This window comes from Arsenophonus endosymbiont of Apis mellifera, assembly GCF_903968575.1.
Taxonomy (GTDB): domain Bacteria; phylum Pseudomonadota; class Gammaproteobacteria; order Enterobacterales; family Enterobacteriaceae; genus Arsenophonus; species Arsenophonus apicola.
Genome location: NZ_CAJCFU010000059.1, coordinates 26,765 through 50,049, shown reverse-complemented (window position 1 = coordinate 50,049; position 23,285 = coordinate 26,765). Strand labels below are relative to the sequence as shown.

Genomic DNA, 23,285 nt, shown 5'->3' with positions numbered 1-23,285 from the left:
TGCATAACAATGAATAGACCAGCAAGCTAAGTAGCTGAAAATTATAAATATGAATTATAGTCTTTTCATTTAAGCCATTGATTCTACACTAACCATTTTTATTAGATTCACTAAAAAATAATAGTAGAAATTTTTCAAAAGTCGTGACTATTTTTCAAAGATAGCGCAAAATTTATTTAATATCGCCATTTGATCGAAATTCAATTTATTACTCTTACATGTGAGATAGTCCAAACGTATTTGACTCAATTGCCGCTAGCTGTATCATCTTTTTATATGATTATAAAACAAAATCAATAGTTATTTTTCAGGATTTCTCTTTAACATAGGAAATCATTATTAATATGATAGAAGATAATACGCTGCGATAAATTTAACTACCATAAGAGGATGGACTGTATACAAATTGACAACAAAAAGTATATAATATTGTTTGATGCTCAAACCATCAAACAAGCAATCAATTAACTGATAAAAAGTCTATGTTCATAGGTGGTTATTATGTCAACATTGCGGAATTGGATTACCAGATACTTTCCGAATGATCATCAGAAAACGAGCAAAAGACAAAATGATAAAATTTCTGCATTCGTACGTGTTGACAAAAGTGGTGCCGCTTATATTCCTTCTAATGAAATTGCAGCATTACCCGAAGTAAAAGAAATGCAAAAGATGGCTAGCTTGATAGTAAAACAGAAAAAAACGTGTACAGGGAAATAGCTTGTTAGCATTACTTCTTATTCCCATTTTAGTTAGCGGCTATATTATGATAGTCCAAAATCCCTACCACTACTTTAGATTACACAGGCACGATGGGCAACTTTTATACCTAAAAGTAGCTACTTACGGTACTTTTTGCCTTTTTTGTTCCACAATAATTGCCGTATTAATTAAATTCTTTTTGCCAAATTTTCATTTGATAGATCTGATTGCAAAAAATTTTATCCTAACTGGTGATGAAAGAAATGATCATATCTATGCATTGTTAACATTATTATCAGTCACATCAATTTTATTTTCATGGATATACGTTTTTATTGTTTGGATAAAAAACTATCTACTTGGTTACTTTTACAGCAAAAAACATTTAGCAACTTACAATAAAATATACCAAGCTAAAAATGCGAGAGTACTGAGAAAAACATTATCAAATGGTAGTATCGACTGCATGTTACTTGATGCTTTAGAGTCAACACCTAAACGTCCTGTATTGATAAACCTCTCTTCAAAAAAAGTTTACATTGGTATTATCAGCGGATTATCTGATCCAAACGAAAAAGAACAACCAAATAAATATATCTCTTTCTTTCCTGTTATGTCAGGCTATCGAGACAAAGATACTATGTTGTTAGAATTTACAAATGTATATCCTGATAAAATAAAAGATTTAAATATTGTTGTTTCTACTGATGAAATTTCTCATATCTCTTGGTTTGATTTTAAACTCTACAATAGTATTAATAATTCGGCAGCAAAAGAAGAAAAAAGAAACACTTAATCTAATTAAAATATAGGATTAATGATTTCTATTTTCGTCGTGGAATAACAATATTAGATCAATCATAAAACACAACAATAATATATCCTATGAGTGATTAATGCTAAGTATAAAAGCAACATTATAGGTAACAATATTATAAAAAATTCAAATAGTTAAAGTAAAAAAACGACAAGCCATTAGATTTAAAAAATAATTTAATTTTCACAAAATTATTGTTTAAAATTTTATATAATAAATTAAATTGATTTGATTTGATTTGATTTGATTTAAAAAAATCTAAAACATATTTCCATATATTATAAATTAATAAGTACAAGAAGTTTTAATTATATTTTAACTAATCCAATTACTAATATACTATGGCTTAATCATTTTTGAATTTCTAACTTTTGTGAATAAAAAGCCACATTCAATTTCCATATAAAGTAACTAATTTTAATACTATGCTGAATATTAATATCATTTTTCACATTAATATTTACGATGATAACATTAATCATATTAAATATAAAACTTCACTTGTCTAAATTTGTGATATTTTCTAACACCAAGCAAATAATAATTAATATAAAACTCTAGTAATATTATCTCATAGATAAGAGCAATAAAATTATTTAAAATTAATTGATATTATTAATGTATTGTTGATAAACTTATTTTGTTTATTATTAGCCTAAAAAACCAAGGAAAAATAATGAAAAATAGCTTGAAAATATTATCTATTATTTCTTTACCTCTTATTCAGTCATATTCATTTGCTGATGTAACCACTAGCGATAAAGCGGTGGATAAATATATATATAACAAAAATGGTTTTTTTACAGCATGTCATTTTGATGACAAAATGGGAGAAAGATTTTGTTGGGACAAAGACGGTCTTGTTGATGACAATGATATAAATATCTAACTACGAACCAAAGTAAACAATGAAATTGCTATAGTTGATTATAACGATATCATTTATATTAGTCTCAATCATTGTGCTGTGGTGACAAGGTAAAAATAGGGATTGTTTAACATACTGCCTAAAATCAAATTAAAATATTAAACACTTTTACTCAAATGATTTTAAGATATCGATCTGCTAGTTTAAACATCAACTACACATTTCCCTCATAGAGATTAGGATTGATATCAAACGAAATATCTCACAGATGTGCCTATCTACCCAACAGATATCGGCAATAAATAGATATTAATGCTATAAAAGCACCCCAGAAATATCCCAGCCAACATAAGGTGCTGTGGGATACACTGGATAGCTTTTAACTTATTTGGTGCCGGCTACCGGAGTCGAACTGGTGACCTACTGATTACAAGTCAGTTGCTCTACCAACTGAGCTAAGCCGGCGAAATTTGGCGGAAGGATAGAGATTCGAACTCTAGGATGGTTTCCCATCGGCGGTTTTCAAGACCGCTGCCTTCGACCGCTCGGCCATCCTTCCATGGCGCGGAATTATGGCGAAATGTGATGACCTTGTCTAGACCTTGAGAGAAAAAAAATTATTTTTTTTATCATTTGTTCAAAGTTTGATCACTAAAATTATACTATGCGAAATTACCTGTTAAAATAATAAGACAGAATTGTTTAATTAGTAGTCAATACCCTGATTTTTTTCTTGTTTAATAAAAAGGCGCCTCTTCTACCAATGGATTATAATCAACCAACTTTACAACTTTCATCACTAACTCGCTTTTTTATAATGTTTATCAGCTCGCTTGTATTATTGTTATGTTTATTTGCCTACAATTACTTTCATAATTGGATCAATAATAGTCAAAATGCAATGAGTAACATCACTAAACAACTTGAATATGAAATTGAAGATTACCGTTATTACGCAAGTCAACTCTATTATATTGCTAACGATGGTGAAGATGAAACTAAGAGTGATACCCCCTTACCAATAAAATTGCGCCCTGATATTTTTTGGATCAATAACTATGAGCGACATGTCGATGCAATTATTTTTGGTCGGCAAAATAATACGAATATCAATCTGGCATATAAATTATCTAACTATATGGGCATAATATGGGGCGCTAAAAATGAATATAGTTCGATGTACTATCTTAATGGTCCTGATAATACACTTTTATTGGTAACTACCCATTCGATACTAAAACCTGAGATACGCTATAAAGAGAGTTATTTAACTTTAACTGCAGAAGAAAAACGCTCTGAAATGTTGACATTATCATCGGCAATAGACAAACGTGAAAGCTTGTCCGACATTCATCGTACACGCCCTGATAATTCATATTATTATACTTACCGTACCATGTTTAACTCACCAGGCCAATTAACCACTATCATAACTTTTGAATTACCAATAAATTTATTACTGTCAAAAAATATAAATCCTGAATATTTATCAATTGCTTTTTCAAATGAAATAATGCACAACAATGGCAACCTAGTTGATATTGAATTTAATGGCCTTTCACTACAATTTACCCAACCTATTCCTGGAACAACTTATCTGTTAGTCTATCAATTACCAATAAAGGATGTTTTATGGGATCTTTTATATAATAACTTATGGGCCATAATCGCCATTTGTTTTTTTACGACTATTTCTATTGTTGGCAGTTTACACATTAGGACGCGTTTTATTGCCCCTAATCAAAATATGTTCCACGAAATACAAATTACAAACACAATTAGCAACTATATTATTTCAAACATTCCTATTGGTTTCCTACTTTATAATTTCTCTACTAATCGCAAAATTATGAGTAATGGGATAGCTGAATTGCTTTTACCCCATATGGATTTGATACGTATTCGTGATATGGCAATCCAGCATCATGGCGCCATTCAAATTTCAATTGAAGATACTATCTATGAAATAAAATTAATAAATAATCAATTATTAGATAATACTTATATGTTTTTTATTCATGATCAAGATAAAGAAGCATTAACAAATAAAAAATTACTAATGGCTAAACATGAATATGAAAAAAATATTCAAGTCCGACGCTCGATGCTGTCGAATATGTGTAAGGAGATCCAAACTCCCATCATAGAAATTAATAGTCTTATTTGCCAACTAAAAGAAGCTTCTGATAATCACAACATAAAATATTTAATTAATGAATCATTAATTAGAATACATTATATCGTTAACTGGATAGATAATATTGCTCTACTTAATACCATTGAATCTGGTGAATGGAAGTTAGAGCAGCCAAATGAATTTAAACCAGTCTCAATCGCTGAGATGATGAATAAGATACTAAAAGAAAAAATATCACTGATTATTAATAAAGGTCTTTCACTTTACTATCATAATAATTTAAATTATGAACAATATATCACCTCAAATAATAACGCTTTATTTAAAATTATTTTACTTTTATTGAGTTATTCAATCAATACAACTAATTTTGGTAAAATTACTGTTATTGTGAACTATGAAACTAAACGTCTATCCTTTGAAATCATTGATAGCGGTATCGGACTTAATGCAATGGATCTGGCAAATATTCACATGCCTTTTGCTAGCTCCACAAATAATGATGGCACCCTATCCAATTCAGGAATGACATTTTATCTCTGTCATCAGCTATGTTACCGTATGAAAGGTGAATTTTTCATAAAAAGCAAAGTTGGAATTGGTTCTCATTATACTGTGACATTGCCCTTAGAATTAGAAAATGAACAAAGTTCTAAGCTATTACCTCTTCTTGATGGTGTTAATATACTGCTTGATATTAGAAATCCTGAAATCCATAAAATTACTCAGCAGCATTTAATGAGTTATGGAGCTCATTATTCTGATATAGGCAAAAATAATTGTCACTCATCCTATGATTTATTTATAACTGATCATAAAACAGAATATGATAAACCGACAATTTATCTTGTCGATAATATTATTAATCATAGAGTAGTAAAACAAAATTTGATAAAATGTAATTTCAACTTTAATGATGAGCTTATTAACGCAATTTCTATCTTAATTGAAGATAATTTGATTGCAGAGCAAGAATCAACAGATAAATCAATATTTACTATCATCAATCATAACAATAATTCAGACCCTATAATCCTTGAGGATTATAAAAAAGAGCTTTCTGATAGTGACTATCGTAATTTATTCCTTACTACAGTACCTATAGATATTAATAAGCTGTATACTAACCAAGAAAAAGGTAACTTAAAAAAACTAAAAGATACAGCACATAGACTAAAAGGTGTTTTTGCTATGCTAAACTTCGAGCTTCTTAAAAAAGCATGTGAACAATTAGAACAGCACATAGCAGATAATAATGAATTTGAGATTTTAAATAGCATTAGAGATATTGATATCTTTATCAAAAAACTAATGCCAGAGGGTAACCAATAAAATGAATAACCTTAATGTCATTATCGCTGATGATCATCCTATTGTACTATTTGGTATAAGAAAATCTCTTGAGCAAATCGAGGGAATTAATTTGGTTGGTCAATTTGAAGACTCCACATCTCTTATCAATAATATAGCTAAACTTAATGCAGATATTCTAATTACTGATCTTTCGATGCCTGGTGATAAATACGGTGATGGAATTACATTAATTAAATATATTAAACGCCATTACCCTAACCTATCAATCATTGTCCTTACCATGAATAATAATCCTGCAATATTAAGTGCTGTATTAGATTTAGATATCGAAGGCATCGTTTTGAAACAAGGTGCACCTGCAGATTTACCAAAGGCATTAGCAGCCTTACAGAAAGGAAAAAAATTCACTCCTGAAAATGTGTCGAAATTATTGGAGAAAGTTAATGCTAATGGTTATGGCGATAAACGTTTATCACCAAAAGAAAGTGAAGTGTTGCGCCTATTTGCGGAAGGCTTTTTAGTCACCGAAATTGCAAAAAAACTTAATCGAAGTATTAAAACAATTAGTAGCCAAAAAAAGTCGGCTATGCTAAAACTTGGTGTTGAAAATGATATAGCATTATTAAATTATCTTTCTTCAGTCACAATAGAGAAAGAAATTAACTAGTAATGTGATAGTAAATAAAAAACTGATTGATCCTAATTTTATAGGTAATGAATAAGATTAATCGGTTTTCCATTCTGTTTTATAAATTAATAACCAGTTGAATTTTAAAATAGTCCTTAATTATTATTTTCTTGTGTTGTTAACATGCTAGCATCGCAACACTTCATCAGCGATTGCTTTAATTTTTTTAATGTAACCGGTTTGGATAGACAATCATCCATTCCAACACTTAAGCAACGCTGTTTTTCTTCTGCCATTGCATTTGCAGTTAAAGCAACGATAGGTATCGCATAACCTTCTTCTCGAATTAACTTTGTCAAACCATAGCCATCCAGATTAGGCATATTCACATCTGTCAAAACAATATCTATATTATTTTGTCGAATATAATCCAAAGCAATTAGCCCATCTTCAGCAAGTGCTATATTAAAGCCTATTGATTTCAGTTGATCGGCTAGTAAACTTCGGTTAATCGGATGATCATCAACAATCAATACCGTAAGAAAACATAATTTTTTATCTGGTAGCGACATTATTGAAGATTGATTAGCAGCTTCGTGCTCACTATTTTCCATCACTAATTGATCAATAAAATTAGCTAATTTATCAAGTTGGTAAGTATTATGAAACCAATCATTTTTCGCATATTCCTGCGGTTCACCGATAAAAGTTGAAAATAGCCTAAGCATAAATTTACTTTCTGTCACTAAGCTTTCAGAATCGGTGATAATCAAATCATATATTTTACCTTTACTGTGTTCATCCCAAACTGTCGTTAGATTAAAGCCATTGTAGTTTAAATAAGTTTGAAGATAAGATCGCAGATGATGATTAAAAAAATACAAACCAATACTAAAATTTTGCCGATATTCTGGCTGTCTATAAGTTACATATTCACTATCAAATAAAGGCAACCTGACCGTAAAGCTACTACCTATACCAACTTGACTGTTAACTTCAATATCACCATCCATTAAGTTAATTAATTTTTCACAAATAGGTAAGCCCAAACCGGTTCCCTGGGAAAAACTTTCATTATTAACTTTAATTTGAAAGAAAGGATCAAAAAGTTGCATTAATATATTATCAGGTATGCCAATTCCAGTATCCCTAATTTCAATATAAATATAAAAATCTTTTATAAAAATATTTAAAAGAATAAAACCAGTTTTTGTAAATTTAATCGCATTACTTAAAATATTAGAAATAATTTGCTGTACTCGAACCGAATCAGCATTAATGATGTCGGGTACATTAGGATCGATATTGTAATAAATGGAAAGACCCTTTTTGCCTATTAGAGGAATATAATTAGAAATAATAAATGAGAAAACTTCACGACAATTAAATGGTGCCGGATCAATATTAAGTTGCTTAGATTCAATTTTTGAAAAATCTAAAATATCATTAATTATTTTTAATAATAATGATGAAGAGTGATCCATTGTCGCCAATAGACGATCTGCTTGAATGGGTAATTCATAAGATTGTAATAGTTCTAAATTACCGATGATGCCATAAAGTGGAGTTCGTAGTTCATGACTCACTGTAGCTAGGAACATTGATTTGGCCTGGTTAGCTTGCTCTGATGCCTGTGCCATATTATGTAAAGATTTTTCCATCTGAACGCGAGCACTAATATCAACCAGAACACAAATAGCGACTTCCTTATTTTGATAGCGTGAAATAACATAACTTATTTGTAAATGAGTATGACTGGTGGTAACAACATCAATATAGCTACTAGATTTATCTTGGATAATTGATAGGATACGGCTTTTATCATCATGACTTAATAATCGAAAATAATCATGGGCAAGTTCATTACTCAATATATTAACACCATCAACCAGGCGTAAAATAATGATACCAACCGGCGCTGACGCTACTATTTTATGATTAAATTGTTCATGTTCTTCTAAACGTATGGCATTATTTTCTGCCGGTAATAACATCTTCCTTTCTAATAGCCAGATCAAAAAAGTGATTAAAATAAATGAGATTATATTTAAGAGTATGCCGTTTATAATTGACAGCTTAAACTCATTAAGAATATCACTAATAGGCACAGAGAAAACCACACTTAATAGCGAAGGTAGTAAGCGATTTTTATAAATTAATCGACTAAAATCATTATCATAACCAAAATGAAAGTTTTCTAATTTATAAACATAATCATCAGATCTTAAATTGCTATCATAAGGAAAATGCAATACTAATCTATTATTTGTATTTAAGACAAAGGTACTAATGGGTCTTTCATAACGTAAATTAAACTGCTCCAGTCGTATTGAACGTTCTAAACCAATTAAACCAATCAAAGTCCCTTTATCATAAATAGGCGCTAATATGTAGAAAGAGCCATTATCAGTTCCCGAGGCTGGCGTGATCCAATAAATATTTTGCTCTCTTCCTTGTGCTCTCAAACTCATATAAGTTCGCATATTTTCATGGATTATTTTTTTTAACGACTGGAGACTGGTAGTACTGTTTCGGATAGCTAAATCAATCATACAATTACTTTCTGGGCCAACAATAAAAACTGTTTTTAAGCCTTGTGGTGGCACAATATTATTTCGCCAAAAGGAGAATAATTGATTAAATGCAACTATGTAATTCTTTGATGTTTCGTGCAATTTGCTACAATCGGCATCTGCCGTGAGGGGTAAATAGGTGAAATTAAGTTGTTTCGGCAACACGGGCATATAATTGGGATCTAGCGCTAATTTTTCGATATGGCTATCTACCATATATTGGATTGACCTTAGGGTTTTATCTGTGTAATTCACATATTCAACCATACTGTCATAAGTGGATATATACTGTTGATGTATATTAGATTTAACTTTATTAAAAATATTAAATAGATAAAAAAGTGTTATTACTGCTCCCATTATCCACAGCATAACGCCGAGAGTACGGAACAAATAGCGAGAAATTTTTAATGACGTTCTAAATGAAGATATATATCTCAAACACTGTCCTAACTATAAAAGAAGTGTATTAATGGTAAAGCATATACGATAAGCGAAATAATAAAAAGTTATCACTAATAGTGAATTGACATAAATCGTAAAAACGGGCACCTAAAGTGCCCGCACAGACAAAGCTAATCGATCATTCATTCAGCGTAAGATTTTCTATGTTATTAATATCAGGCTCTGCTTTTATTCTAATTGTATCTTCTGGCAATATTTGGTTATCATCTTCCTCTTCTTCAGGATCAACAACACGCTGTAAACCAACTACTTTTTCATCTTCAGCAGTACGAATCAAAGTGACACCCTGAGTATTTCTTCCGACAATACTAACCTCTGCAACTCGGGTACGCACCAAGGTGCCAGCATCAGTGATCATCATAATTTGATCAGTTTTTTCTACCTGAATCGCCCCAATTACATTACCATTACGTTCACTAACTTTAATGGAAATAACACCTTGGGTAGCCCGGGATTTTGTTGGATACTCACTCTGCTCGGTTCGTTTACCATAACCATTTTCTGTAACGGTTAAAATATCACCTTCACCACGAGGTACAATCAATGAAACAACCTTATCCCCTGCTTTTAACTTAATACCTCGAACACCCGTAGCAGTGCGCCCCATCGGACGAACCGCATTTTCTGCAAAACGAACTACCTTACCCCCAGCAGAGAAAAGCATTACCTCATTTTTTCCCGCGGTTAAATCAACACCAATCAATTCATCACCTTCATTAAGGTTAACGGCAATGATCCCGGCGCTTCTAGGACGACTAAAATCTTTTAGTGAAGTCTTTTTAACCGTGCCACTTGCCGTCGCCATAAATACATAATGACCATCATCAAATTCACGTACCGGTAAGATTGCGGTAATCCGTTCATTTTGTTCTAATGGTAATAAATTGACTATTGGGCGTCCACGCGCACCGCGGCTAGCTTCCGGTAACTGGTAAACTTTCATCCAATAGAGCCGGCCACGGCTCGAGAAGCATAGAATTGTGTCATGGGTATTGGCAACTAACAAACGCTCAATAAAATCTTCTTCTTTAATTCGCGCTGCCGACTTACCTTTACCTCCACGTCGCTGTGCTTCGTAATCAGAGAGTGGCTGATATTTAACATACCCTTGATGTGATAAGGTAACGACTACATCTTCCTGGTTAATTAAATCTTCAATATTAATATCTGCGCTATTTTCAGTAATTTCCGTGCGACGAACACCACGATACTGTTCTTTAACAGCTTCCAGCTCTTCACGAATAACTTCCATTAAACGTTCTGGACTAGTTAATATATAGAGTAATGCTGCAATCTGTTTTAACAGCTCACGATATTCATCTAATATTTTGTCATGCTCTAAGCTGGTTAATTTTTGCAAACGCAAATCAAGAATTGCCTGAGCTTGCGGTTCAGTCAAATAATATTGACCATCTCGCACACCGTATTGAGGTTCGAGCCACTCAGGACGAGCTGCATTATCACCGGCGCTTGCCAACATGGCAGAAACATTACCTAATTGCCAAGGACGAGCAATCAAGGCCAATTTCGCTTCATGAGGCGTCGATGCTTGGCGGATAAGTTCAATAATCGGATCAATATTTGCTAATGCAACAGCAAGCGCTTCCAATATATGAGCACGCTCACGCGCTTTACGCAATTCAAAAATAGTCCGCCGAGTGACCACTTCTCTACGGTGGCGAACAAAAGCTTCAAGAATTTCTTTTAAGTTTAAAAGTCTAGGTTGACCATCACATAAGGCGACCATATTAATGCCAAATGAGACTTGAAGTTGGGTAAGGGAATACAAATTATTTAGTACCACTTCGGCCACTGCATCCCGTTTTACTTCAATCACAATACGCATGCCATCTTTATCAGACTCATCACGCAATGCGCTAATTCCCTCAACACGCTTGTCTTTAACCAATTCAGCAATTTTTTCAATTAACCGGGCTTTATTAACCTGATAAGGGATTTCGTTGACAATAATTGTTTCACGTCCATTTTTATCATCAACTTCAATGTTGGCACGTGCACGAATATAGACTTTGCCACGCCCAGTCCGGTACGCGTCGATGATACCACGGCGACCATTAATAATCGCTGCGGTTGGAAAGTCAGGACCTGGAATATACTCCAGTAATCCTTCAATACTAATATTTTCATCATCGATATAAGCCAAACAGCCATCAATAACTTCACTAAGATTATGAGGTGGAATATTGGTAGCCATGCCAACAGCAATACCTGAAGAACCGTTAACCAACAAGTTTGGGATCCGTGTTGGCATAACATCAGGGATCTGCTCTGTACCATCATAGTTAGGGATAAAATCGACAGTTTCCTTATCTAAATCCTCCAACAGCTCATGGGCAATTTTTGCCATGCGTACTTCGGTATAACGCATGGCAGCAGCAGAGTCGCCATCAACAGAGCCAAAATTACCTTGCCCATCAACTAGCATATAGCGCATTGAAAAAGGTTGTGCCAGACGAACTATCGCATCATAAACAGCACTATCACCATGAGGATGGTATTTACCAATGACGTCACCGACTACACGGGCTGATTTTTTGTAAGGTTTATTCCAATCATTACCTAACACATTCATCGCATATAATACGCGACGGTGAACAGGTTTTAATCCATCTCGTACATCTGGAAGGGCGCGTCCAACAATTACAGACATCGCATAATCCAAATAAGAGCTTTTCAGCTCCTCTTCGATATTGACTGGGGTAATTTCTCTTGCTATGTCACTCATGGAGCCACTGTCCCTCATACTCCTTATTCATTAAGGAGTAAAATTATACCACAAAATCGCCATTTTATAAAAACAGGAAACGCATAATGATCAATAAAACATGTATAATGACCTAATGCCACTATACAGTCTATGTTAATAAAAAAATTAAGGAGTAAATTTTCTGATGAATAACAAAAATTCGCTCAGTCAGGCCAATGTTGATCTAGCTGAAATCGACAAATTTAGCTCTGTTGCCACTCGTTGGTGGGATCAAACGAGTGAATTCCAACCACTTCATCGGATTAATCCATTACGTTTAAATTATATCTTGCAACATGCTGATGGCCTGTTTGGTAAAAAAGTTCTCGATATCGGTTGCGGCGGTGGGATCTTATCAGAAAGCATGGCGAAAGAAGGTGCCCTGGTAACTGGAATTGATATGGCCACAGAGCCACTTGAAGTCGCCAAGCTCCATGCATTAGAAAGCAATGTGCAAATTAACTATCTACAAGAAACCGCTGAAAGCCATGCAGAAAAATACCCTAAAACTTACGATATTGTCACCTGCATGGAAATGCTGGAGCATGTGCCTGATCCTGAGTCAATAGTTCAATCATGTGCAACATTAGTCAAACCAGGCGGCCATGTATTTTTTTCTACAATTAATCGTAATAAAAAAGCCTGGTTATTAGCAATCATTGCCGCTGAATATATTTTGAAAATGGTTCCCAAGGGTACGCATGATGTGAAAAAATTTATTCGACCTTCAGAACTACTCAATTGGGTAGATAAAACATCTTTACAAGAACAACATATCACTGGATTACACTATAATCCTATCAGCGATAAATTTTTCTTAGGATCGAATGTTGATGTTAATTATATGTTGCATTTATCCAGTACCAAAAATTGTTAACATTTGCTGAATAAAACAGCAATCAGTTGGTCATTACGAATTTATTTTTCACCATTGCTGGTAACATAAATTATAATATTCTCCTATTATCACACAGAGTTATCGGCTAATTGGCAAAATTCAGCGCTGGATAATTGCTAAAAACCCCATTGTTTATACACTTGATAAAAGTAGCAAATACCATTATCTTGTTAGTATAAACGCAATCAAACACTATATATTGTGTTTACTACTCTCCTGTTTAGTTCATAATACAAACTTAATAAGCGATTTAACAGCACGCCGTTTTGTATTTTTGTTATTAATCCTCGAGGGTAGTGATCAATAAATATTTAGCTAGTTAATTTTAGGTGTATCTACTCATGAACCAAAGTCTGTTAGTCACTAAACGTGATGGACATAAAGAACGTATTGATCTTGATAAAATCCATAAAGTCATTACCTGGGCAGCTGAAGGGCTAAAAGATGTATCCGTTTCACAAGTGGAATTACGTTCTCAGATCCAATTTTATGATGGCATCAAAACTTCCGATATTCATGAAACCATGATCAAAGCGGCGGCAGATCTTATTTCAGCTGATACACCTGATTACCAATATCTTGCAGCGCGATTAGCTATTTTCCATCTACGTAAAAAAGCCTATGGCCAATTTGAACCACCTGCATTATATCAGCATGTTTTACATATGGTTAATATAGGTAAATATGATAAACATCTGCTCACAGATTATTCAGCAGAAGAATTCGAGCAGATGGATAGTTTTCTAGATCACTGGCGTGACATGAATTTTTCCTACGCGGCAGTTAAACAATTAGAAGGCAAATACTTGGTGCAAAACCGGGTAAGCGGTGAAATTTATGAAAGCGCTCAGTTTCTTTATATTCTTGTTGCAGCTTGCCTTTTTTCACGCTACCCAAAAGAGACGCGGTTAAACTATATTCATCGCTTTTATGATGCAATTTCCACTTTTAAAATTTCACTACCTACCCCGATTATGGCAGGGGTACGCACGCCAACCCGCCAATTTAGTTCATGCGTATTAATTGAATGTGGTGATAGCCTCGATTCAATTAATGCCACCTCCAGCGCGATTGTGAAATATGTTTCTCAACGAGCCGGTATTGGTATTAATGCCGGTCATATTCGCGCGCTAGGTAGTCCAATTCGGGGAGGTGAAGCGTTTCATACCGGCTGTATTCCTTTCTATAAACATTTCCAAACCGCGGTAAAATCTTGTTCTCAAGGCGGCGTACGTGGTGGTGCCGCTACGCTATTTTACCCTCTCTGGCATTTAGAGGTTGAAAGCTTATTGGTTTTGAAAAATAATCGTGGCGTTGAAGGCAATCGTGTTCGTCATCTGGACTATGGCGTACAAATTAATAAACTCATGTATGAACGTCTCATCAAAGGTGAAGAAATTACCCTATTTAGCCCTTCTGATGTTGCCGGCTTATACGAAGCATTTTTCGCTGATCAAAATGAATTTGAACGTTTATATTTAAAATATGAACAAGACGCAAGCATACGCCAGAAACGTGTGAAAGCGCTCGATCTGTTTTCACTTATGATGCAAGAGCGAGCCTCTACGGGTCGCATCTATATTCAAAATGTCGATCACTGTAATACCCATAGCCCATTTGATCCTAATGTTGCACCAATTCGCCAATCAAATCTCTGTCTAGAAATCGCCTTGCCAACCCGACCACTAAATGATATTAACGATGAAAAGGGTGAAATTGCACTTTGTACTCTTTCCGCCTTTAATTTAGGCGCCATTAGCTCATTAGATGAATTGGAAGAGTTAGCGATATTGGCCGTGCGTGCATTAGATTCACTCCTCGATTATCAAAACTATCCGATTATTGCGGCGCAAAAAGGCTCTATGGGTCGTCGTACTTTAGGTATTGGTGTCATTAATTATGCTTATTATTTAGCAAAACAGGGGGTTCGCTACTCCGATGGTAGTGCCAATAATCTAACCCACAAAACCTTTGAAGCGATCCAATATTATTTATTGAAAGCATCCAATGAACTGGCAAAAGAGCAAGGTGCTTGCCCATGGTTTAACGATACCACTTATGCAAAAGGTATTTTGCCGATTGATAGTTATAAAAAATCATTAGATGCACTAACATCTGAACCACTGCACTATGATTGGCAAACTTTACGCAAAAATATCAAGCAATATGGTTTGCGTAACTCAACGCTTTCCGCATTGATGCCATCAGAAACATCTTCCCAAATATCTAATGCCACCAATGGCATTGAACCACCGCGCGGTTATATCAGCATTAAAGCATCAAAAGATGGAATTTTGCGCCAAGTAGTTCCCGAATACGAACGCTTGAAAAATGATTATGAATTATTATGGCAAATGCCCAACAATGACGGTTATTTGCAGTTGGTTGGTATTATGCAAAAATTTATTGATCAATCTATTTCTGCTAACACTAATTATGATCCAACCCGTTTCCCAAATAATAAAGTTCCAATGAACCAGCTACTGAAAGATTTATTACTCGCTTATAAATATGGAGTAAAAACGCTTTATTACCATAATACCCGTGATGGCGCAGAAGATACCCAAGCCGATCTTGAAGAGGTTATTGAATCTGCTGATAGCGATTGTGACGGCGGAGCTTGTAAGATTTAACGTGAGGACGTATGGAATACCAATATACAACATTTTCGCAAACCAAAAATGATCAATTGCAAGAACCTATGTTCTTTGGGCAGCCGGTCAATGTTGCGCGTTATGATCAGCAAAAATATCCTATTTTTGAACAGTTGATTGAAAAACAACTCTCTTTTTTCTGGCGCCCAGAAGAAATTGATGTTTCTCGTGATCGTATTGATTATCAAGCGCTACCTGAACATGAAAAACACATTTTCATCAGTAATTTAAAATATCAAACACTATTAGATTCTATTCAAGGACGTAGTCCTAATGTAGCACTGCTGCCCCTTATTTCCATTCCTGAACTTGAAACCTGGGTAGAAACCTGGTCATTTTCAGAAACTATTCATTCGCGTTCCTACACCCATATTATTCGTAATATTGTTAATGACCCATCAATTATTTTTGACGATATTGTAACTAATAACGAAATTTTAAAGCGGGCAAAAGATATCTCAGGTTATTATGATGATTTAATTGAGATGACCAGCTATTACCATATGTTAGGTGAAGGCAATCATACCATTAATGATAAAAATGTAATCATTTCTTTACATGAGCTAAAAAAACAACTCTATTTATGTCTAATGAGTGTTAATGCGTTAGAAGCTATTCGCTTTTATGTCAGTTTTGCTTGCTCATTCGCCTTTGCTGAACGCGAATTGATGGAAGGAAACGCTAAAATTATCAAATTAATTGCACGTGATGAAGCACTGCATCTCACAGGCACTCAGCATATGTTAAATCTAATGCGTTCCGGTCAAGATGATCCTGAAATGGCTATGATTGCCAAAGAGTGTGAAGAAGCATGCTATCAATTGTTTGTTCAAGCCGCTGAACAGGAAAAGGAGTGGGCAGAGTATCTATTCTCTGGTGGTTCAATGATCGGTCTTAATAAAGATATTTTATGTCAATATATTGAATATATTACCAATATTCGCATGCAGGCGGTTGGATTAAAATTACCTTTTGAAACTCGCTCTAATCCTATTCCATGGATCAACGCCTGGTTAGTTTCTGATAATGTTCAGGTAGCACCACAAGAAGTGGAAGTGAGCTCCTATTTAGTAGGGCAAATTGATGCTCAGGTTGATACCGATGAACTACGTAGTTTTGAGTTATAACTGTTATGGCTAGCTATAAAATTACCCTGCGCAACGCGCAGGGTAGACAAATTCCTTTTCATACCGAACAGCATACTAGTCTACTTGATGCCCTTGAACAGAGTAAAATTCAGATTGAATTTCAATGTCGAGAAGGCTTTTGTGGTGCCTGCCGGCTTCGTCTATGCAAAGGGAAAGTGAGATATCGTCATAAACCGATTGCATTCATTGATAAAAATGAGATATTAGCCTGCTGTTGCCAACCCCTTAGCGATATTGATATTGATAGTGATTAATAACAGCATCAGACGCTAACAGTAAAACTATTTACGCTTTTTTAGCAACCACCAGTAACATCATCGGACGCCGTAGTTCATCCCTCATGCCAGCAATTTTATCTAACAGATAATCAGCCGGCTGAGGCTCAATAAGTTGTTCAATTGAAAATCCAGCCGTTAATAAACTGGTTAAATAAGTTGTTAAAGTTTTATGGTATTTAGTCACTTTATGACCGAGAAATTCTGCCTGACGAGCCCCTTCGCTAAAATAGTTATCTACAGGCCAATGAAGCTTAGCGCCGGAATGATCATAACACCAATCTTGGGAACCATGAGCAGTAAAAACCGGGTGCTCGAGCGAAAATATAAACTGGCCTTTTTCTGTTAAACAAGCGTGGATTTTGTGGCATATTTGCGCAAAATCGGCGACATAATGTAACGCTAACGAACTGACGACTACATCAAAGCTAGCATTGGCAAATTGCATATCCTCTATCGCTTGTTGCCGATATTCAATGATTGTAGGAAAGGGATTTTTTTCTTTTGCCACCTTTAACATTTTCTGCGAAATATCTGTGCCAATCACTTTTATCGCACCCTGTTGTGCTGCATATATACAATGCCAGCCATAACCACAGCCTAAATCCAATACTGATTTACCTTGAAAATTAGGTAATAAACGTTGCAATGCAGGCCATTCGCCGGCGGCATCCAATCCATCAACAGAACGCGGAAATTGGCTATAGGCGATAAAAAAATCATCCTGATCATAAATATTTTCTTTCATAACTAAAATTCCAATGATTGGTATAAAATTAGCTTAACTATCACTCACTAATCGAATTTTTATATTATGCCTGATCATTATTCAATTCACCAATACTCAATCTCACAATGTAAACATAAAGTTCCAAATAATGTAATATTAATTTGACACACACTAAGCAATCATTTACTCTGCCGCTATAATAAACTTAGCGATAAAACTCAGGATCACTTGTGAAAAATCCCACACTGGGTAGTATTTTGATTGTTGCTGGCACAACAATTGGTGCAGGTATGTTAGCGATGCCGCTTGCCGCATCAGGCGTTGGCTTTCCCATGATAGCGCTTATGCTAATTGGGCTATGGGCTTTAATGAGTTATACCGCGCTACTGTTAGTCGAAGTATATCAATACAATCCTTCATATTTAGGTTTAGGCTCTATTGCCAAACGGTATCTTGGTTTACCGGGAAAAGTGATAACCAGTTTAAGTATGCTACTACTGATGTATGCATTAGCGACGGCTTATATCGGCGGAGCAGGTATTTTGCTCGCGAATAGTCTTTCATCTTGGATTGGAATAAATATTAACATCAATTGTGCTATTATTTTATTCACTCTTATTGGAGGTACGATTGTCTGTATTGGTACGCATTCTGTCGATTTGATAAATCGCATGCTGTTTATCGCTAAAATTGTTTTTCTGCTCATCATGCTAGTCGTTATGATGCCACACGTAAAAAATACCAATCTCACCGCTATGCCAGTAGAAAAAGGTTTAGTCTTATCAGCCATCCCGGTTATTTTTACTTCTTTTGGTTTTCACGGCAGTATTCCTAGCCTGGTAAGCTATATGAATGGGGATATCAAAAAGTTACGTAAAATTTTTATTATTGGCAGTGCGATCCCATTATTCGCTTATATTTTATGGCAAATAGCCACCTTAGGAGCTATCCCCCAAAACACCTTTATCGGTATTTTAGCTGCCCAGTCCGGTTTAAACGGATTACTCATTGCAATTAATGATATCGTTGCCAATTCACAAGTTACTATTGCGGTTAACCTATTTATGGATCTGGCGTTGGCAACCTCTTTTTTGGGGGTCACATTGGGTTTATTTGACTATTTGGCCGATATGTTTAAACGTAAAAATAGCGCATTTGGTCGCTTACAAAGTGGATTATTAACCTTCCTGCCACCACTAATCTGTGCACTTTTTTTTAGCAGTTTTGTTAAAGCCTTAACTTATGCTGCCGTCGCTTTATCTATCTTAGCACTCATCCTACCCGCGCTGATGGTTATGCGGGTCAGAAAGATTGAAACTGACAAAACTAATCGTTATCGAGTTAAAGGTGGAACAGCCGCGTTACTGGTAGTATTGATTTGTGGTATTGCTATGATTTTAATACAGATCGCCATTGTTATTGACATTTTACCTGCTGTGGGATAACACGCTTTAATATAAGGGAAAGCACCATAAACTATATGGTGCAAACATTGAAGCAGCTAAAAACTGACGCCTGCACCAAGATAAAAACCATCAGCAATAGTATTATTAGGATGATGATGCTTACCTTGTACTTTAATGAAACGATAACCCAAATTAATGGCTAGTGGTTTAATCACTTCATATTTGATGCCAACATCCGCTTCCTGATAAGCATAATTACCTGAAGTAAAATCACGCGGTGAGCCATAAATTTCCCCATATAAAGCCAATGATGGCATAATCTGCCAATTAGCGCCAACACCAGCAGCAAAGGCAAAACCGTTATTATTATCCTGCGGTGATAAATAATAAGCTTTTCCACCAATATAAGCGCTAAAAGGCCCCAAAGGTAAACCAAAAGTCGCGCCTAAACTGGCTACTTGACCATCATGATCACTACGTGTCCAATTGCCATTTATGCCCAGGCCTGCCCCTTTGCTACCAATACCAGCCGTAAGTTCAGTAAAATCTTTTCCTACTTGTGCACTGACAGAAGCGGCATTAGAATGGCCTGAGAATAAAAAACATCCAACTGTTACGGGTAATAAAAACCTTTTCATCAAAATAGTTATCCTAAGTCATTAATTATTCTGGTTACTAAAATATCGACAATATATTTCATTTTCTTGCGAATTATTATTATTTTTTTGTAAAAAATATTTTTGACTCAGATATATCGCAGCAATAGGTATTTTTGATTGGCTATATATCTTATTGGCTTAGATAATTCATTTGATATAACTTTAATAAGATTAATGAAATTATGTAACACCTGCTAATTGTTTTTAAATACATTTTTCTATTTCAAAAAAACTGGAGATGTGTAATGGAGAAAAAAGAAGGTCTTACGACCTCTGCAGGCTCACCCGTCGTTGATAATAATAACGTTATCACCGCAGGCCCTCGAGGCCCAATGCTGTTACAAGATGTTTGGTTTTTAGAAAAATTGGCACACTTTGACCGTGAAGTTATACCTGAACGCCGTATGCACGCTAAAGGCTCAGGTGCATTTGGTACTTTTACCGTTACCCATGATATTAGCCAATATACGCGGGCAAAAATCTTCTCTCAAATAGGTAAAGAAACCAAATTATTTATCCGTTTTTCTACCGTTGCTGGCGAACGGGGCGCTGCTGATGCAGAACGAGATATTCGGGGTTTTGCCTTAAAGTTTTACACCGAAGAGGGTAATTGGGATTTAGTGGGTAACAATACACCGGTTTTTTATTTACGTGATCCATTAAAATTTCCCGATCTTAACCATGTTGTAAAACGGGATCCGCGCACTAATTTACGTAACCCTGCTTATAAGTGGGATTTTTTCTCACATTTGCCTGAATCTCTTCATCAATTAACTATCGATATGAGTGACCGAGGTATCCCCAAATCTTACCGTCATATGCACGGTTTCGGTAGTCACACCTATAGTTTCATTAATGAAAAAAATGAGCGATTCTGGGTTAAATTTCATTTTCGGTGCCAACAAGGCATTGAAAATTTAATGGATGACGAAGCAGAAAAAATTGTCGGTAAAGATCGTGAAAGTTCGCAACGGGATCTGTTTGATGCCATTAAAAACAAAAATTATCCGCGTTGGAAATTGCAAATCCAAGTCATGCCTGAAGCCGATGCTGCTAAATTACCCTACAATCCATTTGATTTGACTAAAGTATGGCGACATAAAGATTGTCCATTAATCGATGTGGGTGAATTTGAATTAAACCGCAATCCTGATAACTACTTTGCTGATGTGGAACAAGCCGCCTTTAGCCCAGCTAATATTGTGCCAGGGATTAGTTTTTCACCGGATAAAATGTTACAAGGCCGGCTATTCTCTTATGGAGATGCCCATCGTTATCGTTTAGGTGTCAATAATTTTCAGATCCCAGTCAATAAGCCTCTTGCCACTTGTCCATTTCATAACTATCACCGTGATGGCGCTATGCGAGTGGATGGTAATAGCGGCAACGGAGTGACTTACGAGCCGAATAGCGCCGGCCTATTTCAAGAACAGCCGCAATTTAAAGAACCGCCATTAACGTTGACGGGAGCAGCCGATCACTGGAATCATCGCGAAGATGATGATTATTATAGCCAGCCTCGCGCACTTTTTGAATTGCTCAGTAAACATGAACATAAACGTATGTTTGAAAGGATCGCCAGTGAATTAGTTGAAGCATCAATTGAAACTCAGCAGCGGCAGGTTGCGTTATTTTATAAGGTACACCCTAAATATGGTAAAGGGGTTGAAAAAGCATTAGAAAAACAGCGAAAAAAACACCATAAATAAAACGCTTTAGTAGTCAAGGAGAGGCTAAAACCTCTCCAAATCATTTTTACATTAATGACTGGCTAAAAAATGGATTTACCCAAAGATCTCCTCATCGCCTTAGAGCCAACGCTATACTAGTTTAAATCCGTTTATTATTATGATGATGCTGTAAAAGCCATTGGTGGATATTGTGACGGGAAAGCTTAATGCCGGCATTCTGTGTTAACATTCTAGGCAATAAATAATAAGCAATAGGCCGTTGAAAAGCGGCTAGCTGAGGATCTAGCCACTGATTTAAACTGGTTACCAGTTGTTTATTATCAGACTCAATAACCACAACTGGGCGGTGACCAAATTCTTTATCGGGTATTGGCATAACAAAACTCTGTTTAATATCGGGATGGCTATTTATGATAGCTTCAATATCTTCGGGTTGAATCCCTTCCCCGCCACTAAAAAATTGATTATCCAATCGACCTAAAATTTGCCATTCTACTGCCGTAAATGCCCCTTTATCACGGCTAGCAAACCAACCATTAGCTAATGCTAATGGTAGCACTTTGCCCTGCCACCAATAGCCTAATGCCAAACTGTCAGCTTGAATATGAATTTCACTATTGACTAAACGAAGCGACTTGCCGGTTAAAGGTAAACCGACACCCTTACCGCTATCTGCTGGTTTAGCGCAAACGGTGGAAGCTGTTTCTGTCATACCATAACCTAACCAACAGCGGATGCCATGCTGTTTTGCCGCAGCAACTAGTTCGTGCGGGATCATCGCGCCGCCTAATAACACGTTTTGCAAACTGGCTTTTTGCTCAACATTTTTTATCTGCAATAAACGCCATAATTGAGTAGGCACTAAAGAAGCGTGGCTACATTGCTGTAATGCATGAGGTAATTCACGGGTGGCTTTTATTGCTAACCTAGCACCGCGAAATAACCACCGCCAAACAATTCCCTGGCCTGAGACATGAAAAAGCGGTAACGAAAGCAACCAGCAATCCTTACGCTGAAATGGCAATAACGTAAGCACTCCCTTTGCACTATTGAGATGAGCGGCAATATTATGTACTACCGCTTTCGCTAAACCGGTCGAACCTGAGGTTAGTATTAATGTCGCAGGCAACAATGACATAAAAGGCACTGCGCTAGTGATATCATATTGATAATTAGCTGATTTTATTGTAGCTGCTCGATAATCTAGCAATTTTACATGCGGCAAAAACAACGGCTTATCAGTAAAGTCAATCATACAATCAATCGCCAAACTGGCAGTTAATTCTGTTACTGTGCTCTCTGGCAGTTGTGGATTGAGGGGCAAAATCCGAGCACCCAATTGTAATAATGCCAACTGACATAACAGCAAAGAAAGACTATTTTTACCCCTAAGCATGATAGTCATCTGCTGGGGAGCAAACAGCTGACGTTGAAAATGGGCGGCAATAGTATTAATTTTTACCACCAATTGACGCCAGCAATATTGTCTATTCTCGGTTATCAGTGCAATGTCAGTCGGTGATTGTTCAGCCTAATAAAGCCAGGGCCATTGA

General features: G+C 35.6%; 15 protein-coding genes, 2 tRNA genes and 1 pseudogene. 11 read left to right on the top strand and 7 right to left on the bottom strand.

From position 1 onward, the window contains the following. Window positions 1-501: 501 nt before the first annotated feature. The 3 genes from H1X92_RS08960 (at window position 502) to H1X92_RS08950 (ending at window position 2,408) form a co-directional block, all read left to right on the top strand. A complete protein-coding gene (locus H1X92_RS08960) occupies window positions 502-720 on the top strand; it encodes a hypothetical protein (RefSeq protein ID WP_180559780.1) in 219 nt (72 codons plus the stop codon). A gap of 1 nt (window position 721) precedes the next feature. Continuing rightward, window positions 722-1,498, top strand: a complete 777-nt coding sequence (locus H1X92_RS08955; protein ID WP_180559815.1) for a hypothetical protein — start codon at window positions 722-724, stop codon at window positions 1,496-1,498. Window positions 1,499-2,195: 697 nt separating this feature from the next. Further along, window positions 2,196-2,408 (top strand): hypothetical protein, encoded by a 213-nt coding sequence (locus H1X92_RS08950; protein WP_180559814.1) that lies wholly within the window; start codon window positions 2,196-2,198, stop codon window positions 2,406-2,408. A 368-nt stretch (window positions 2,409-2,776) separates the two neighbouring features. Here H1X92_RS08950 and H1X92_RS08945 read toward each other — a convergent pair. Further along, window positions 2,777-2,852, bottom strand: a tRNA-Thr gene (locus H1X92_RS08945). A 6-nt stretch (window positions 2,853-2,858) separates the two neighbouring features. Next, window positions 2,859-2,946, bottom strand: a tRNA-Ser gene (locus H1X92_RS08940). Window positions 2,947-3,150: 204 nt separating this feature from the next. Here H1X92_RS08940 and rcsD point away from each other — a divergent pair. Together rcsD and rcsB are read left to right on the top strand one after the other, a co-directional pair. Then, the gene (rcsD, locus tag H1X92_RS08935; protein ID WP_180559813.1) at window positions 3,151-5,856 is read left to right on the top strand and encodes a phosphotransferase RcsD; all 2,706 of its coding nucleotides are present in this window, start codon (window positions 3,151-3,153) and stop codon (window positions 5,854-5,856) included. Between the two features lies 1 nt (window position 5,857). Continuing rightward, window positions 5,858-6,505 carry a response regulator transcription factor RcsB gene (gene rcsB / locus H1X92_RS08930; RefSeq protein WP_180559812.1) on the top strand — a complete coding sequence of 216 codons (648 nt, stop codon included), beginning with the start codon at window positions 5,858-5,860 and terminating at the stop codon, window positions 6,503-6,505. A 116-nt stretch (window positions 6,506-6,621) separates the two neighbouring features. Here the strand turns inward: rcsB and rcsC are convergent, their stop codons facing one another. Together rcsC and gyrA are read right to left on the bottom strand one after the other, a co-directional pair. Continuing rightward, the gene (rcsC, locus tag H1X92_RS08925) at window positions 6,622-9,480 is read right to left on the bottom strand and encodes a two-component system sensor histidine kinase RcsC (RefSeq protein ID WP_180559811.1); all 2,859 of its coding nucleotides are present in this window, start codon (window positions 9,478-9,480) and stop codon (window positions 6,622-6,624) included. A gap of 142 nt (window positions 9,481-9,622) precedes the next feature. After that, window positions 9,623-12,250: a DNA topoisomerase (ATP-hydrolyzing) subunit A gene (gene gyrA, locus H1X92_RS08920; protein WP_180559810.1), complete on the bottom strand. Its 2,628-nt coding sequence runs from the start codon at window positions 12,248-12,250 to the stop codon at window positions 9,623-9,625. Window positions 12,251-12,416: 166 nt separating this feature from the next. On the opposite strand from gyrA, the gene ubiG reads away from it, so the two are divergent. The 4 genes from ubiG (at window position 12,417) to yfaE (ending at window position 17,225) form a co-directional block, all read left to right on the top strand. Continuing rightward, a complete protein-coding gene (gene ubiG / locus H1X92_RS08915; RefSeq protein WP_180559809.1) occupies window positions 12,417-13,148 on the top strand; it encodes a bifunctional 2-polyprenyl-6-hydroxyphenol methylase/3-demethylubiquinol 3-O-methyltransferase UbiG in 732 nt (243 codons plus the stop codon). Window positions 13,149-13,510: 362 nt separating this feature from the next. Beyond that, window positions 13,511-15,802, top strand: a complete 2,292-nt coding sequence (gene nrdA, locus H1X92_RS08910) for a class 1a ribonucleoside-diphosphate reductase subunit alpha (RefSeq protein ID WP_180559808.1) — start codon at window positions 13,511-13,513, stop codon at window positions 15,800-15,802. Between the two features lie 11 nt (window positions 15,803-15,813). Then, on the top strand, window positions 15,814-16,950 hold the full coding sequence (gene nrdB / locus H1X92_RS08905; RefSeq protein ID WP_180559807.1) for a class Ia ribonucleoside-diphosphate reductase subunit beta: 1,137 nt from the start codon (window positions 15,814-15,816) through the stop codon (window positions 16,948-16,950). A gap of 5 nt (window positions 16,951-16,955) precedes the next feature. Beyond that, window positions 16,956-17,225, top strand: coding sequence for a class I ribonucleotide reductase maintenance protein YfaE (gene yfaE / locus H1X92_RS08900; RefSeq protein ID WP_180559806.1), 270 nt, complete (start codon window positions 16,956-16,958; stop codon window positions 17,223-17,225). 31 nt (window positions 17,226-17,256) lie between these two features. Here yfaE and H1X92_RS08895 read toward each other — a convergent pair whose 3' ends face one another. Then, on the bottom strand, window positions 17,257-17,994 hold the full coding sequence (locus H1X92_RS08895) for a class I SAM-dependent methyltransferase (protein WP_180559805.1): 738 nt from the start codon (window positions 17,992-17,994) through the stop codon (window positions 17,257-17,259). 212 nt (window positions 17,995-18,206) lie between these two features. On the opposite strand from H1X92_RS08895, the gene tyrP reads away from it, so the two are divergent. After that, window positions 18,207-19,421 carry a tyrosine transporter TyrP gene (gene tyrP / locus H1X92_RS08890; protein WP_180559804.1) on the top strand — a complete coding sequence of 405 codons (1,215 nt, stop codon included), beginning with the start codon at window positions 18,207-18,209 and terminating at the stop codon, window positions 19,419-19,421. A 56-nt stretch (window positions 19,422-19,477) separates the two neighbouring features. Here the strand turns inward: tyrP and H1X92_RS08885 are convergent, their stop codons facing one another. Next, on the bottom strand, window positions 19,478-20,020 hold the full coding sequence (locus H1X92_RS08885) for a YfaZ family outer membrane protein (RefSeq protein WP_180559803.1): 543 nt from the start codon (window positions 20,018-20,020) through the stop codon (window positions 19,478-19,480). Between the two features lie 266 nt (window positions 20,021-20,286). On the opposite strand from H1X92_RS08885, the gene H1X92_RS08880 reads away from it, so the two are divergent. Beyond that, a complete protein-coding gene (locus H1X92_RS08880; protein WP_180559802.1) occupies window positions 20,287-21,750 on the top strand; it encodes a catalase in 1,464 nt (487 codons plus the stop codon). A 121-nt stretch (window positions 21,751-21,871) separates the two neighbouring features. Here H1X92_RS08880 and menE read toward each other — a convergent pair. Then, window positions 21,872-23,251, bottom strand: a pseudogene (gene menE, locus H1X92_RS08875) (o-succinylbenzoate--CoA ligase); the annotation flags it as partial. Window positions 23,252-23,285 lie beyond the last annotated feature (34 nt).

Excerpts from the sequence above, each read along its gene's own strand:
- H1X92_RS08960 (WP_180559780.1), top strand. The coding sequence starts at position 502 with ATGTCAACATTGCGGAATTGGATTACCAGATACTTTCCGAATGATCAT.
- H1X92_RS08950 (WP_180559814.1), top strand. The coding sequence starts at position 2,196 with ATGAAAAATAGCTTGAAAATATTATCTATTATTTCTTTACCTCTTATT.
- rcsD (WP_180559813.1), top strand. The coding sequence starts at position 3,151 with ATGGATTATAATCAACCAACTTTACAACTTTCATCACTAACTCGCTTT.
- rcsB (WP_180559812.1), top strand. The coding sequence starts at position 5,858 with ATGAATAACCTTAATGTCATTATCGCTGATGATCATCCTATTGTACTA.
- gyrA (WP_180559810.1), bottom strand. The coding sequence starts at position 12,250 with ATGAGTGACATAGCAAGAGAAATTACCCCAGTCAATATCGAAGAGGAG.
- ubiG (WP_180559809.1), top strand. The coding sequence starts at position 12,417 with ATGAATAACAAAAATTCGCTCAGTCAGGCCAATGTTGATCTAGCTGAA.
- nrdA (WP_180559808.1), top strand. The coding sequence starts at position 13,511 with ATGAACCAAAGTCTGTTAGTCACTAAACGTGATGGACATAAAGAACGT.
- nrdB (WP_180559807.1), top strand. The coding sequence starts at position 15,814 with ATGGAATACCAATATACAACATTTTCGCAAACCAAAAATGATCAATTG.
- yfaE (WP_180559806.1), top strand. The coding sequence starts at position 16,956 with ATGGCTAGCTATAAAATTACCCTGCGCAACGCGCAGGGTAGACAAATT.
- H1X92_RS08895 (WP_180559805.1), bottom strand. The coding sequence starts at position 17,994 with ATGAAAGAAAATATTTATGATCAGGATGATTTTTTTATCGCCTATAGC.
- H1X92_RS08885 (WP_180559803.1), bottom strand. The coding sequence starts at position 20,020 with ATGAAAAGGTTTTTATTACCCGTAACAGTTGGATGTTTTTTATTCTCA.
- H1X92_RS08880 (WP_180559802.1), top strand. The coding sequence starts at position 20,287 with ATGGAGAAAAAAGAAGGTCTTACGACCTCTGCAGGCTCACCCGTCGTT.